Origin of the sequence: Streptantibioticus rubrisoli (assembly GCF_024436055.1) — a bacterium.
In the GTDB taxonomy this organism is placed as follows: domain Bacteria; phylum Actinomycetota; class Actinomycetes; order Streptomycetales; family Streptomycetaceae; genus Streptantibioticus_A; species Streptantibioticus_A rubrisoli.
This window is the reverse complement of record NZ_JANFNH010000004.1, coordinates 294,140-307,095: the sequence shown is the minus strand read 5'-3', so window position 1 is coordinate 307,095 and position 12,956 is coordinate 294,140. Positions and strand designations below refer to the sequence as shown.

General features: G+C 74.5%; 10 protein-coding genes. 4 read left to right on the top strand and 6 right to left on the bottom strand.

Annotated features, from left to right (window positions below):
- Nucleotides 1–62 precede the first annotated feature (62 nt).
- The 6 genes from NON19_RS07925 to NON19_RS07900 form a co-directional block, all read right to left on the bottom strand.
- Nucleotides 63–4,673: a hypothetical protein gene (locus tag NON19_RS07925; RefSeq protein WP_255925944.1), complete on the bottom strand. Its 4,611-nt coding sequence runs from the start codon at nucleotides 4,671–4,673 to the stop codon at nucleotides 63–65.
- Between the two features lie 111 nt (nucleotides 4,674–4,784).
- Nucleotides 4,785–5,666, bottom strand: coding sequence for a hypothetical protein (locus tag NON19_RS07920; protein WP_255925943.1), 882 nt, complete (start codon nucleotides 5,664–5,666; stop codon nucleotides 4,785–4,787).
- Entirely contained in the window at nucleotides 5,666–7,222 is a 1,557-nt protein-coding gene (locus NON19_RS07915) for a hypothetical protein (RefSeq protein ID WP_255925942.1), read from the bottom strand. Before NON19_RS07915 ends, NON19_RS07920 begins: the two co-directional genes overlap by 1 nt.
- Before the next feature lie 81 nt (nucleotides 7,223–7,303).
- The gene (pcp, locus tag NON19_RS07910) at nucleotides 7,304–7,948 is read right to left on the bottom strand and encodes a pyroglutamyl-peptidase I (RefSeq protein WP_255925941.1); all 645 of its coding nucleotides are present in this window, start codon (nucleotides 7,946–7,948) and stop codon (nucleotides 7,304–7,306) included.
- Nucleotides 7,949–8,003: 55 nt separating this feature from the next.
- Nucleotides 8,004–8,972, bottom strand: coding sequence for a DUF979 domain-containing protein (locus NON19_RS07905; RefSeq protein ID WP_255925940.1), 969 nt, complete (start codon nucleotides 8,970–8,972; stop codon nucleotides 8,004–8,006).
- Nucleotides 8,969–9,676: a DUF969 domain-containing protein gene (locus tag NON19_RS07900; RefSeq protein ID WP_255925939.1), complete on the bottom strand. Its 708-nt coding sequence runs from the start codon at nucleotides 9,674–9,676 to the stop codon at nucleotides 8,969–8,971. Before NON19_RS07900 ends, NON19_RS07905 begins: the two co-directional genes overlap by 4 nt.
- A 125-nt stretch (nucleotides 9,677–9,801) precedes the next feature.
- On the opposite strand from NON19_RS07900, the gene NON19_RS07895 reads away from it, so the two are divergent.
- Genes NON19_RS07895 through NON19_RS07880 form a run of 4 tightly spaced genes read left to right on the top strand, consistent with a single transcriptional unit; the run spans nucleotide 9,802 to nucleotide 12,780 of the window.
- Entirely contained in the window at nucleotides 9,802–10,497 is a 696-nt protein-coding gene (locus NON19_RS07895; protein WP_255925938.1) for a GntR family transcriptional regulator, read from the top strand.
- Nucleotides 10,494–11,255 carry a LamB/YcsF family protein gene (locus NON19_RS07890; RefSeq protein WP_255925937.1) on the top strand — a complete coding sequence of 254 codons (762 nt, stop codon included), beginning with the start codon at nucleotides 10,494–10,496 and terminating at the stop codon, nucleotides 11,253–11,255. The genes NON19_RS07895 and NON19_RS07890 overlap by 4 nt, the downstream gene beginning before the upstream one ends.
- Nucleotides 11,252–11,878, top strand: a complete 627-nt coding sequence (locus NON19_RS07885; protein ID WP_255925936.1) for a 5-oxoprolinase subunit B family protein — start codon at nucleotides 11,252–11,254, stop codon at nucleotides 11,876–11,878. Before NON19_RS07890 ends, NON19_RS07885 begins: the two co-directional genes overlap by 4 nt.
- A complete protein-coding gene (locus tag NON19_RS07880) occupies nucleotides 11,875–12,780 on the top strand; it encodes a 5-oxoprolinase subunit C family protein (protein WP_255925935.1) in 906 nt (301 codons plus the stop codon). Before NON19_RS07885 ends, NON19_RS07880 begins: the two co-directional genes overlap by 4 nt.
- Nucleotides 12,781–12,956: the final 176 nt, after the last annotated feature.

Genomic DNA, 12,956 nt, shown 5'->3' with positions numbered 1-12,956 from the left:
TTGGCTGGGGTTCCCCCGCCGTCGCGGCGGGGGAACTCCTGGCGCGCAGCACACCCGTGCCGTCAGGCGGGCTGCTCCGCTGGGCGGCGGAACATACGGGTGGCCGTGATCTCCCCGTGGATCGGCTCGGTGTCCGAGGTCTGCTGGGGCAGGCCCGGCCGCAGATGCTCCTCCACGCTGATGTACTTCAGGCCCGCCCGCAGGTCCGCGTCGTTGCGCAGCCGTACCACCAGCGGGAACTCGGCGAGCGCGGTGGTGTCGAACAGGCCGGTGGTGTAGATCAGTTGGACGCCGAGCGCGTCCGCCACCGCCCGCTGCAGTTCCAGCAGGTAGGTGGCGTTGGCCCGGCCGATCGGATTGTCCAGGAACAGCGTTCCCGCGTGCCGCTGCCGGTCACGTCCGCTGTCGTTGCTGCGCAGCGCCGCCATCGTGCAGTACAGCGCGATCGCCGCGGTCAGCAACTGCCCGCCGGAGAAGACATCGCCCATCTGCCCGACCGGAACCCGCTCCGCGCGCAGCACCGCGTCCGGCTTGAGGATCTCCACCGCCACCCCGCGCGGCTCCAGTGCCGCCTGCACCCCGCGCAGCAGCAGGCTCATACCGTCCCGCCGCAGGTCGGAGTTCTTGCGCACGGCCGCACGGGTGGCCTCGTCGATCACCTCGCCCAGCCGCTCGGCCAGTTGGGCCTGGTCGGGATCGTCGAACCGGATCCGCAGGAACTCCTGGCCCGACCACTCCCCCAGCCCCTCCGGCAGCCGGGACAGCCGCTGCGCGGACCGCAGGGTGGCCAGCGATGCCTCGACCAGGCCGCGCAGCCGGTCCACGATGCTGCCCCGGTTGCGCTCCAACTGCTCCAGCTCGTCGGTGAGCACCCGCAGCCGGGGCGCGAACGCGGCGGCCCAGGCGGCGGCGTGCTCGGGCAGCGCGGCGGCGGGCAGCTCACGGATCTGCTGGCGGGCGGGGGTGCGCACCTGCTCGTAGCGGGTGGCGTTGGCGTGCCGTACCAACTGGTCGCAGGCCTCGCGCAGTTGGGCCTCGGCGGCCGACAGGTCGGCCGCGCAGCCGCGCAGCCCGCGCCGTGCCTCGGCCGCCGCCTGCCGGGCCTGCTCCAGGCCGCCGGGGTACGGCTCGGGCTCCTCCTCGCTGCCGGTGTCGTGCGCGGCGTTGTCCCGCAGCAGATCGCGCAGCAGCGCGGCGAACTCGTCGAAGCCGCCCGCCGCGTCCTCGGCGGCGCGGTGCGCTCGCTGCAGTTCGCTGTGCCGCTCCCTGGCCGCCGTCAACGCCTCGGTGCGGTCGGCGAGTTCGCCGGTCACCGTGCGCAGCAGGGCCTGGGCGTGCTCGGCGCCGTCCGGAAGCAGGTCGTCGGGCAGCTCGGTGTGCGCCTCCCCGTCGCCCGGCGCGAGCCGCTCGGCCTCACCGCGCAACCGGCCCAACTGCTCGCTCGCCGCACCGGCCCGCGCCTCGATCCGCTGCACCAGGGCCTCCGCGCGGGCCACCGCGGCCTGCCGGGAGGGGCCGTCGGCACCGTCGGTGCCCTCCAGCAACTGGGCGGCGCGGGTGCGGACCTTGTTCGTCAGCCGGTCCAACTCGGCGAGCGCGGCGCTCTCGTCGCTCTCCGCACGCGCCTGCTCCGCGCGCAGATCGGCGCCGACGCCGACCTTCTCGTACACCTGGGACGCGGCACGGTAGGCCTCGCGCAGCGCGGGCAGCGAGGCGTTCGGCGGTTCGCCCTCGCCGCTCTCCTGGTCGGGGACGCCCGCGATCTCGGCGCGCTCGGCGCGCAGCGCCCGTACGGTGCGCCGGGCGTCGTCGGCGGCGCGCTGGGCGGCGCGGCGGTCCTCGTCGGCGGCGCGGGCGCGGGCCAGACAGGACTCGGCACGCTCCTCGGACTCGGCGGCCTCCTCGGCGAGTTCACGCGTCCTGCGCTGCCAGGCGGCCCGCTCCCGCAGCCGGAACGCCAGTCCGGCGAGCGCGTCGGCGCGGCGGCGGGCGCGCTGCGCCGCCTCCTGCCGCTCGTCGCGCAGCCGGGACGCCTCGGCGGCCGCCTCGTCGGCCTCGGCGCGCCGCAGGCGGGCCTCGGTCAGCTCCTGCTGGGCCGCGTCGGCGGCGGCGCGGGCGGTCTCGACGGCGGCGGAGAGTTCGGCCAGCCGTCCCGGCGGGCAGGAAGCGCGCCAGGAGTCGAGCCGCGCGGCGAGTTCGCGGTCGTGCCCCAGCCGCGCGGCGAGCGCCCTGATCTCCTCGTCGCGGGCGGCGGCCCGCTCGCGCAGCGTCCGGCGCTCGCCGTCGGCCGCCTGCTCGTCGTGCATGGCCGGGTTCGGCGGTACGAGGAAGACGTCATCGGCCGGGTGCCCGGCCGGGGTTGGCGCGAGCAGCGCGGCGGCGGTGCCCACCGCCACCGTGGAGCGGGGCAGCAGCGCGGCTTCCGCCAGGATGTCGCGGGCCCGCTGGTAGGTGTCCGGGTCGGTGACCACGACGCCGTCGACCAGTTCCGGCCGGGCGGACAGCACCGCCGCGTGGTCGCCCGGGTCGACGGCCTGGGCCAGATAGCGCCAGCCGGGCAGCGCGGGCACGCCGTGTTCGCCGAGGTACTCAACGGTGGCCAGCACATCGGGCGACGGCGGCAGCAGCCCGCCGTCACCGAGCGCGGCCAGGATCCGGGAGTCCTCCGCGGCCGAGGTGCGCAGCTCGAACAGCTGCCGTTCGGCGGACGCGACGCTCCCGGCGAGCAGTTCGCGCAGCGTCTCGGCGTTGCGGTCCAACTCCTCGACGCCCAACGCGCCTTGGGCGCTGTCCTGCGGCGTGCGCGGGGCCGGGATGCTGGTGGGCGGCACCTCAAGGCCGAGTAGTTCGGCCAGTCGCGGCTGCGCCGCCAGCGCGGCGGCCGTGCGCTGTTCGGCGGCGTGGCCGGACTCGGCCGCCGCCAGGGCGTCCGCGCCACGGGCGGCGGCGAGTTCGGCGCGGGCCTCCTCGGCGGCCGCCTCGCGGGCCTGCTCGGCGGCGGCGCGGGCGGCGTCACGTGCCGTCTCCCAGGCGGCGACCGCGGTCTTCTCCGCGTCGGAGGCCTCCAGGGCGGCGCGCGCCGGATCGGCGTCCGGGGCCGTGTCGTCCAGCCATCCGGCGCGTACCGCTTCTGCGGTCTCCTGCTCGACCTCGGCCAGCCGCTGCTGGAGGTGGCCGATCTCGCTGCGGGCGCGCTGTGCCGCGGTGGCGGCGGCGGTGGCGTCCCGGTGCGCGCTCTCGGACTCGGCCTGCAGCGCGACGGAGCGCTCCTCCTCCTCGTCGGCCTGCCGTTCGGCCCGGTCGGCGGCGGCGCGCAGCGCGCGTACCAGGTCGGTGGCGGCCTTGGCCCGGGCGGCGAGGGCGGGGGCCGCGTCGCGTTCGGCCTCGCGGATGGCGGCGGCCACCCGGGCCGCGCGATCGGCGGCGGCGCGGTGCCGCAGCACGACCTCCGCCGCCTGCCAGGCGGCGTGCAGGGTACGGGCGTCGACCAGCTCACGGCGCAGTGCTGCGGCGTCCTTCTCGGCGGCGGCCAGGCTCAACGAGGCGTGCCGGTAGGCGAGTTCGGCGCTGACCAGGGCGGTATGGGCGCGCGCGGCATCGGCGTCGGTGACCGCGCGGGCGGCGTCGCCGACCTGCTGGTCGAGCTCGGCGGCCCGGCCGCGCTCCTGGTGGGCCCGGGCGGAGAGCCTGCGGGCCAGCTCGCGGGTGCGGCGCTCGCTCTGGGCGTGAACACCGCGGGCCCGGTCGCGCTGCTCGGTGGCACCGACGATGCGTTCCAGATGGTCCAGGGACCCGGCGGTGAAGTCCCGTTCGGCGGTCAACTCGGCGCGGCGGCCGAGTTTGTTAGCGAAGCCGTGCACCAGGTCTGCCAGGCCGTCGGTGTCGCGGGTGTCGGTGACGGCGCGCAGCAGCAGGTCGGTGAAGTCGGAGTCCTTCTTCACCGCGAACAGGCCCGCGGCCTCGCCCTCGTCGGCGTTCATCTCCCGCTGGTAGCGGAAGAGTTCGGGGTCGAGGCCGAGGTCGCCGAGGTGCTCGTTCCAGCGGTCGTGGATCTCCTCCCACACCACGTCGAGGTGCGGATAGGCCTTTCCGGCCTCGGTGAGCGCGTCGCGGAACCCCTTCATGGTGCGGCGCCGCCCCCGCGCCCCGGAGACCCCTTCGGCGGGCGGCCGCACCGACGCGGCCTCGGCGACCGGCAGCGAGTCCAGGCTGAGGCCGGGGCCGGGGCGGAACGAGTACCAGGCCTCGGCGAACTTGCGCGGGTCCGAGGAGACCTGGCGGCCGCGCCACTCGCTGACCTTGCCCACGACGACGAGTTCACCGGTGATGGTGTGCTGCCACTCCAGGGCGACATGCCCGCAGTCCTCGGCGAGCAGGAACTTGCGCAGCACTCCGGAGCTGGCGCCGCCGAGGGTGTTGCGGTGGCCGGGCAGCATCACCGAGAAGATCAGCTTGAGCAGTACCGACTTGCCGCCGCCGTTCTCCAGGAACAGCACGCCCGCGGGCGCGGGCCTGCGCGGCGGACCCGCGGGCTCGTCCTCGAAGAACTGGCCCTGCGCGGGCGCCGGCTGCGGTACCGGGTCGCCGACGCCCCGCAGGTCCAGCACGGTGTCGGCGTAGCGGGCACCGGCCGGTCCGATGGAGTAGAGGCGGACCCGGGACAGCTCGTACATGGCGGAACTCTCGGTATGTGGGTGGTTCGGATCGTGGTCCGGGGCGAGCCCGGTCGGGGGCTGGGGGCTGGCCCCCAGCGGGGGTCCGGGGGCCAGCCCCCGGAAAACCCCTTACGAGCCGTGAAACGGCAGACCTGCTTCGGCGACCAGGTCCAGGTCCGCCGTCTCGTCCGGCGGCAGCAACGACGCCGTACCGTCGCCGACGGGAACCACGCCGAGATCGAGGAGCTCGGCCATCGCGGCGCTGCCCGCCAGATCGCGGACCTGCAACTGGTAGCGGGCGGTGGTGCGGTATGTGCCGCCCGCCTCGTCACCGGTGCGCTGCAGGAAGCCGGAGTCCACCAGGAACGCGACCGCCTTGCCGACGATGCCGGTGGTCGAACCGGCCAGTCTGCGGGCGTCCTTGGTGGCACCGGTGGCGCTGCGCCGTGCGTAGACCCGCCAGGCCGCCTCCAGGCCGGGCGCGTCGCTGGCCGGGTCGCTGTTCTCGCCGTGCTCCTCGGCGCGTTCCTCCAGGCGGCGGCAGGCCTGGCGGACGAAGGCGTCCACACCGTTGACCGTGATCCGGCCGATGTAGCCGTCGTCGGCCAGGTCGGCCGGGCGGGGGAAGGCCAGCGCGGCGACCGCCAGATGCGCCAGGCCGTGCAGGAAGCGGTCACTGGAGTCGGAGGCGGCGCGCCGCGAGTAGTCGCCCATGCGCACCGCGAACACCGAGTCCTCGCCCGCGGCCACCGCCATACCGGCACGTGGTGAGACCTCCAGCACCACCAGCCCCAGTCCGGCGGCGACCGCGTCGGCGAGCCGGGCGAACGCCGGGTCCTCACGGTGCCGCCGTATCAGGTCGGCGTACTCGGCGTCCCGGGCGGGCAGCAGCTTGGGCTGCAGCCCGAAGGCGACCAGCCGGGCGGCGTCGGCGGCGTCGGCCGGGGTGAGAGCCGCCGGGCGGTCGGCCTGGGGTTCCGGCGCGGGGGCCAGGTTCTCGCCGTCGTCCATCACTCGCGGTGTCCTTCGTCCTTGCCTGCGGTGTTCTCCACCGTCCTGTCCAGTGCCATGCCCGCCGCGTCCAGCAGCGCGGCGCCGACGATCAGATCGGCGCCGCCGAACTCCGGATCGTCCAGCTCCGCACCGTCGTCCACGGCGAACAGCAGCCGCTGTTCGCCCTGCCGGTAGGCGGTGCCCACCGGCGGGCTCGCCGCGTGCACCGCCAACAGGGCCACCAGATAGGGCAGTTCGGGGTCGCGGCGGCGGGCCTCGGCGAGCAGGCCGGAGAGTCTGCGCGGTGCGTCGTGCGGCAGGTCGAGCAGTTCCAGCGCGGCCTCCAACTGCGCCTCGGTGAACCGGCTGTCCTCCGGTGTGGCCACCAGGTCCGGCTCCGGCAGCTCGGCTCCGAGGTGCTCGCGCTCCAGCGGCGGGGTGAGCAGCGCCTCGATCAGGTCGCCGACGCGCACCGCGGGAGGGGTGCGCAGTCCGGTGCCGCGTGCGAAGAACGCGTCGGTGACCCGGCTGGCCCGCTCCACCGGCAACGGCAGTACCGGCGCGAGCAGTTGCCCGTACAGGTCGAGTCCGGCGCGGGCGGCGGGGGTGGCGAAGGCCTGGCGGTCCTGCTCCGCGCGGAACAGCGGACCGGCCTCCAGCAGTCGGGACTGCAACTGGGTGTGGCGGCGGATGCAGTCCTTGACGATGTCCACCAGTTCGGCGGCGCGCCGCTTGTGCTCCGGCTCGGTGGCCTCGTCGCGGGCCTTGCGGATGTTGGTGAGGATCGCGTTCTCGTGCCGGTAGCGGTCGGCGACGTGGTCCAGCGCCTCGTTGATCATGTCGGGCACCGCGCGCAGCCAGTCCACGGCGCGCACGTCGCGCCGGGTGGCCTCCAGGGCGCGGCGCAGCGTCTCGGCGTACTGCACGGTGCGGTAGCGGGCCTGTTCGGCCGCGAGTTGGGCGTCGGCCAGCCGCCCTCGGTTGATCAGCACCTCCAGCTTGACCTCGGCGGCGATCTGGGCGCTGGTGACGTCGGTGTCCAGGGCTCCGACGAGGACGTTGACCGCCTCGTCGGTGGTGCGCAGATAGACGGTGCCGCCGGGGCCCGGGACCTCCTCGATCAGCTTGAAGTCGTAGTCGCGGCGCACATAGCGCCCGTCGGCGCCGAAAGTGCCGTAGACGGCGCGGAAGCCGCGGTCGACGCTGCCGACGTTGATCAGGTTCTCCAGCACCCAGCGGGCGACCCGTTCGTGCTCCCCGGCGGAGCGGCCGGGGGCCTGGGCGGCGACGCGGGGTTGCAGCCGGGCGACTATCTGGTCGTGATCGGCGCCGGTGTCGAAGTCCATGGTGAGCGTGACCAGGTCGATGGCGGCGAGCGCTACCTCGGCCATGGCGTAGGTGGAGTACTCGCCCGCCAGGTTGGCCTTGCGTACGTCCAGGTCGTGCAGCGGAGCCGTGCAGGCCAGCGCCTTGAGCCGACGGGCCAGGCCCTCGTCGGCGGCGGGTCCCGGCGCGACGGGGCGCGGGGAGCCGGTGTTCGGGTGCGGCACGGTTTCCGCAGTGGACGCAGTCACGACGGACAGATTAGGTGGTCGCACTGACAACGCACGAAACGGCGCGGTTCGCGGGAGTCTGTCCGGCCCGCTCCGGCCGGGTCAGTGCGTCGCGCCGCCCAGCATCGCGATGTCGCCGCGCTGGGAGGCGGCGGCCGCCACCACGGCCCGTAGTCCCTCGACGGCCAGCGTAACCGGCATCGATGGCAGTGCCCGGTCGAGGACCTGCTCGGGGGCGTACGGGATGTGCACGAACCCGCCGCGCACCGCTGGGCGTTGGGTGGCGATGAGGTGCATTAGTCCGTAGAAGACGTGATTGCACACATATGTTCCCGCGGTCTGTGAGACGGAGGCGGGCACTCCGGCGGTGCGGGCGGCGGCGACGCACGCCTTGACCGGAAGTGTGGCGAAGTACCCGACCGGGCCGCCCCCGACGACCGGAGCGTCGATGGGCTGCCGCCCGGCGTTGTCCGGGATGACGGCGTCGTTGACGTTGACGGCCATTCGCTCCACGGTCAGGTCGGCCCGGCCGCCCGCCTGGCCGACGCACACCACGACCTCGGGGTCGGTCCGTTCGACCGCCGCCCGCAGCGTGTCCAGCGCGGCCCCGAAGACGCACGGCAGTTGTACCGCCGTGGCGTCACAGCCGTCCGGCGGCGCCGCGGCCAGCCGCCACACCGCCTGCCAGGACGGGTTGACGCGCTCGCCGCCGAACGGCTCGAATCCGGTGAGGAGTACGCGGGTCACAACGCTCCTTGGGGAGGGACCGGGTCTCGGCGCGCGGGACGCTCGCGGCGCGCGTTCAGAACGCGAAGGCCGAGATGATGACGATGTTGCAGGCCAACAGCGCGACCGCGGTGGGGATCTGGGCCCTGATCGGCCCGTACTGGTCCTTCAGCTCCAGCAACGTGGCCGGTACCAGGTTGTAGTTGGCGGCCATCGGTGTGCACAGCGTGCCGCAGAACCCCGCGAGCATCCCGGCCGCCAGTACCACCGCTGGCTTGCCGTGCGCCTGTTGGACCAGCACCGGCCAGCCGACGGCCGCGGTGAGCACCGGGAAGGCGGCGAAGCCGTTGCCCATGATGACGGTGAACACGGCCATGCCGACGCAGTAGACGATGACCGCCAGATAGGTCTGCCCGTGCGGCAGGACGTGTTCGGTGAGCTTGCCCACCGAAGCGCCCACTCCGGACGCCTGGAAGATCGAGCCGAGGGTGGCCAGCAGTTGGGGCAGCAGCAGGACGTAGCCCATCGTCTCCAGCAGTCCGCGCCCCGCGTGCAGCGGCGCGGTGGGTCGCCGTTCACCGACCATCACCATGGCCACGACCAGCGCCACGATGGTGCCGATGCCGAGCCCCAGGATCGTCTCGCTGCCCGTCTGCAGCACCGGTGTTCGCCCGATGTGCCAGCCCTTGACCACCACCGCGCACACCATCGCCACCAGGGGAATGGTCAGCGCCGGGACGAACAGCCGGTTGCCGAGCCGGGCCGCCGAGGCCGCGCGCCGCTCGGCGGAGGCGGTCGGTGCGGTACCGCGCCCGGTGCGGCCGAATCCGGCCAGGCAGACCATGACCAGCACGGCGGCACCGAGCGGTTCGGCGGGCGCGGTCTTGTTCGCCACCCAGGTGCTGTAGATGAACGCGGCGCCGACCAGGCCCCAGAACGCCGCGGTGCCCAGGCGCCTGGGGTTGGTACGGTCCCTGAACATCTGCCCGGCCATGGCCAGGAAGACGGCGCCCACCAGCCAGTAGAACCACTCCGCCTTGATCACGCGGCGGCCTCCTCGCGGGTCAACGCCGCCCCGGCGGCGGCCAGTTCACGCTCCAGACAGCGGTCCAGGCGCAGCAGCCGGGCGCCGTGGATCACGAAGGCGCAGGCCGCGGTCGGTATCGCCCACAGCGCGAGATCCAGCGGCTCCAGATGGGTCTTGTACGTGGTGTTGACGAATCCGGTGATCAGCAGGATCGAGCCGACCGCGAGGAAGCAGTCCTCGCCGAAGAACAGACCGACGTTGTCGGCGCTCGTGGCGAAGGACCGGATCCGCTCCCGGGTCCGCTCGGGCAGCGTGCCGTATCTGCGCTCCGCGGCGCCCTCCGCCATGGGCGCGACCATCGGCCGTACCGTCTGCGCGGGGCCGCCGAGGGTCGTCAGGCCCACGGCGGCGGTGAGTTGACGCAGGATCAGGTAGAGCGCCAGGAAGCGGCCGGTGGTCAGCGCGGCGAACCGGGCGATGAGCGCGCGTGCCTGCTCCCGCAGGCCGTACCGCTCCAGCAGGCCGATCACCGGCAGGGTGATCACGAAGATGCTCACCGAGCGGCTGGCGGCGAAGCCGGTGCCGAAGTCGGCCAGCACCGCGCGCGGACTGAGGCCGCCGAGCAGGCCGGTGACGACGCCCGCCACACCGACGACGAGCAGGGGATTGCGTTTCGTGGCGAATCCGAGGACCACCACGAGCACGCCGAGCAGAGCGAGCATCCGTCCGCCTTCCGCGCTCGGTCCCCACCGGCTGTGGGGAGATAGCGAGGAGGCTAGAAGGTTGTTGAACAATTCCACAAGAGTCATGCACGATATGTGTCTCGTGATTCCGCGGGAGGGACACCATGGACAGCTCACCCCCTGATCTGCTCGGGGAGTTCGCCGCCGACCGCCTGCTGCTCGGCCGGTCCAGCACCGTGCGGCGGGTCACCGACCTGCTGCGCGACCGGATCGCCGCGGGCGCGCTGCGCTCCGGCACCCGACTGTCCGAGGAGGCACTCGGCGGCGCCCTGGGCGTCTCCCGCAACACCCTGCGCGAGGCGTTCCGGGTGCTGGCCCATGAGCGCCTGGTGGTGCACGAGATGAACCGCGGCGTCTTCGTGCGCAGCCTCGGCCCCGAGGACGTCGCCGACATCTACCTCACCCGCCGCGCCCTGGAGACCGCGGGCGTACGGTCCGCGACCGGGTCCGGCCGGTTGGCCGCCGTCAACGAGGCGGTGGCCGCGGGCGAGTCGGCGGCACGCGACGGCGACTGGGCCGCGGTCGCCGACGCCGACCTAGGCTTCCACCGCGCCATCGGCGCGCTGACCGGCAGCGAGCGGATCGACGCCTACCTCGCGGGCCTGCTCGCGGAACTGCGGCTGGCGTTCGCCGTGATGGACGACCCGCGCGCGCTCCATGAACCGTTCCTGCGCCGCAACCGGCGGATCGCGGACCTGCTCACGACCGACCGGACCGACCGCGCCGAGGCCGAGTTGGTCCGCTACCTGGACGACGCACGGGAGCTGATCGTGGCCCGGATGCGGCAGGACGCCGGATGACCGCCCCCGTCATCGACCTCAACGCCGACCTGGGCGAGGGCTTCGGGCGCTGGCCGCTGACCGACGACGAGGCGCTGCTGTCCGCCGTCACCAGCGCCAACGTCGCCTGCGGCTACCACGCGGGCGATCCGGCCACCATGCGCAGGGTGTGCGCGCTGGCCGCCGAGCGCGGGGTGCGGATCGGCGCCCAGGTCTCCTACCGCGACCTGGCCGGTTTCGGGCGGCGCGCGATGGACGTGCCGCCGGAGGAGCTGGCCGCCGAAGTCGCCTACCAGATAGGCGCGTTGGAGGTCTTCGCGCGGGCCGCGGGCGCCCGCGTCGCCTACGTCAAACCGCACGGCGCCCTCTACAACCGCACGGTGTCCGACGCCGAGCAGGCCGCCGCCGTGGTCGAGGGCGTCCAACTCGCGGGCGGCCTGCCGGTGCTCGGGCTGCCCGGCTCCCAACTGCTGGCCGCCGCGCGCAGCGCCGGGCTGACCGCCGTCCCCGAGGCGTTCGCCGACCGCGCCTACACCGGCCGGGGCACGCTGGTGCCGCGCCGCGAGCCGGGCGCCGTGCTGCTGGATCCGGACGCCATCGTGGAGCGGTCCCTGGGCATCGCCCGGCACGGCTCGGTGCGGTCGGTCAGCGGTGCGCCGGTCGCGGTGCGGGCGCGCTCGCTGTGCCTGCACGGTGACACACCGGGTGCCGCCGCGCTGGCCGCCCGGGTCAGAAGCGAACTGCTGGCGGCGGGCGTGGAGTTGGGGGCGTTCGCATGACCGCGCCGCGCCCGCTGCTGGTCGGCGCGCACGCGCTGCTGGTCGAGCTGCCCAGCGAGGAGGCGACCGAGGCGTTCCACACCGAGTTGCTGCGCCGTCGGGCGGCCGGGCAACTGCCACCGGTCCGCGAGATCGTTCCCGGCGCCCGCACCGTACTGCTGGACGGACTGGCCGAACCCGAGGCCCTGGCCGAGGAGTTGGCCCGCACACCGATCCCGCACCTGCCACCGCGCGAGGGGGCGGTGGTGGAGCTACCGGTCCGCTACGACGGGCCCGACCTGGCGGAGGTGGCCGCCCTGTGGCAGGTTTCCCCGGATGCCGTGCCGAAGGTGCTCGGCGGGATCGTGTTCCGGGTGGCGTTCACCGGGTTCGCCCCCGGGTTCGGCTACTTGAGCGGACTGCCCGGCCGCTACCACACACCGCGCCGGGCCACTCCGCGCACCAGCGTGCCCGCCGGTTCGGTCGCACTGGCCGGTCCCTACGCGGGTGTCTACCCGCGCTCCTCCCCCGGCGGCTGGCAGATCGTCGGCAGCACCGACGCCAGGCTGTGGGACCCGGCCCGTGAACCGGCGGCCCTGCTCACCCCCGGCGCCCAGGTGCGCTTCACCCGGGTGGGACCATGACCGCGCGCTACGTGGAGGTGGTGCGCGCCGGAGCGCTGACCACCGTGCAGGACCTGGGGCGTCGCGGATACGCCCACCTCGGGGTGGGCCGGGCGGGCGCCCTGGACCAACCCGCGCACCGGCTGGCCAACCGGCTGGTGGGCAACCCGGAGCACGCCGCGACCCTGGAGACCACGGTCAACGGCTGTGCGGTACGGGCCGGTTGCCCCGTGGTCGCGGCGGTCACCGGCGCGCCCTGCCCGGTACGGGTGGACGGCCGCCCGGTCGCCTGGGGTGCGCCGGTGCGGGTGCCCGCGGGGGCGGTGCTCGAACTCGGAGGGGTGACCGCGGGGTTGCGCGCCTATCTGGCGTTCGCCGGTGGGGTGCGCACCGCGCCGGTGCTCGGCAGCCGCTCCGCCGACCTGCTGTCCGGGCTCGGCCCGGGGCCGCTACGGGACGGTGAGCGGCTGCCGGTCGGCGCGCCGTACGGCCCTTCGGCGGCGGTGGACGCCGCGCCATGTCCCGGACCGCCTACGGAACTTGTGGTTCCACTGGTGCCCGGGCCACGCGCCGACTGGTTCGCCCCGGACGCGCTGCGGATCCTCGCGGCGGGCGGGTACACCGTCAGCCCGGCGAGCAACCGCATCGGCCTGCGCACGCAGGGGCCCGCGCTGCCGCGCGCCAGGGGCGGTGAACTTCCCAGCGAGGGCATGGTGTTGGGCGCGGTCCAAATACCGCCGGACGGCCGCCCGGTGATCTTCCTCGCCGACCATCCGACGACCGGCGGCTATCCGGTGATCGGCGTCGTCCCGCAGGACTGCCTGGCCCCGGCCGCACAGGCGGCGCCGGGGACGCCGGTGCGGTTCGTACCGGTGAACCGGGCCGCCGCGAGGGCCGCTGCCGCACGGCGACACGCCATCTGATCCAGTGGCGCGACACCCGCTGCCCGACAACGGCGTTTCGGCCACCGCCAGCCGCGAGGCCCGATAACAGCGTTTCGGCCACCGCCAGCCGCAACAGGCCGGGCGGCACATTCCCGGCGCCTCGTCCACCGACGGCCACCGCTCGCCCCCGGCGCACAATCGGCACCCGGGACGCC

Excerpts from the sequence above, each read along its gene's own strand:
- NON19_RS07920 (WP_255925943.1), bottom strand. The coding sequence starts at position 5,666 with ATGGACGACGGCGAGAACCTGGCCCCCGCGCCGGAACCCCAGGCCGAC.
- NON19_RS07895 (WP_255925938.1), top strand. The coding sequence starts at position 9,802 with ATGGACAGCTCACCCCCTGATCTGCTCGGGGAGTTCGCCGCCGACCGC.
- NON19_RS07885 (WP_255925936.1), top strand. The coding sequence starts at position 11,252 with ATGACCGCGCCGCGCCCGCTGCTGGTCGGCGCGCACGCGCTGCTGGTC.
- NON19_RS07925 (WP_255925944.1), bottom strand. The coding sequence starts at position 4,673 with ATGTACGAGCTGTCCCGGGTCCGCCTCTACTCCATCGGACCGGCCGGT.
- NON19_RS07900 (WP_255925939.1), bottom strand. The coding sequence starts at position 9,676 with ATGCTCGCTCTGCTCGGCGTGCTCGTGGTGGTCCTCGGATTCGCCACG.
- NON19_RS07890 (WP_255925937.1), top strand. The coding sequence starts at position 10,494 with ATGACCGCCCCCGTCATCGACCTCAACGCCGACCTGGGCGAGGGCTTC.
- NON19_RS07880 (WP_255925935.1), top strand. The coding sequence starts at position 11,875 with ATGACCGCGCGCTACGTGGAGGTGGTGCGCGCCGGAGCGCTGACCACC.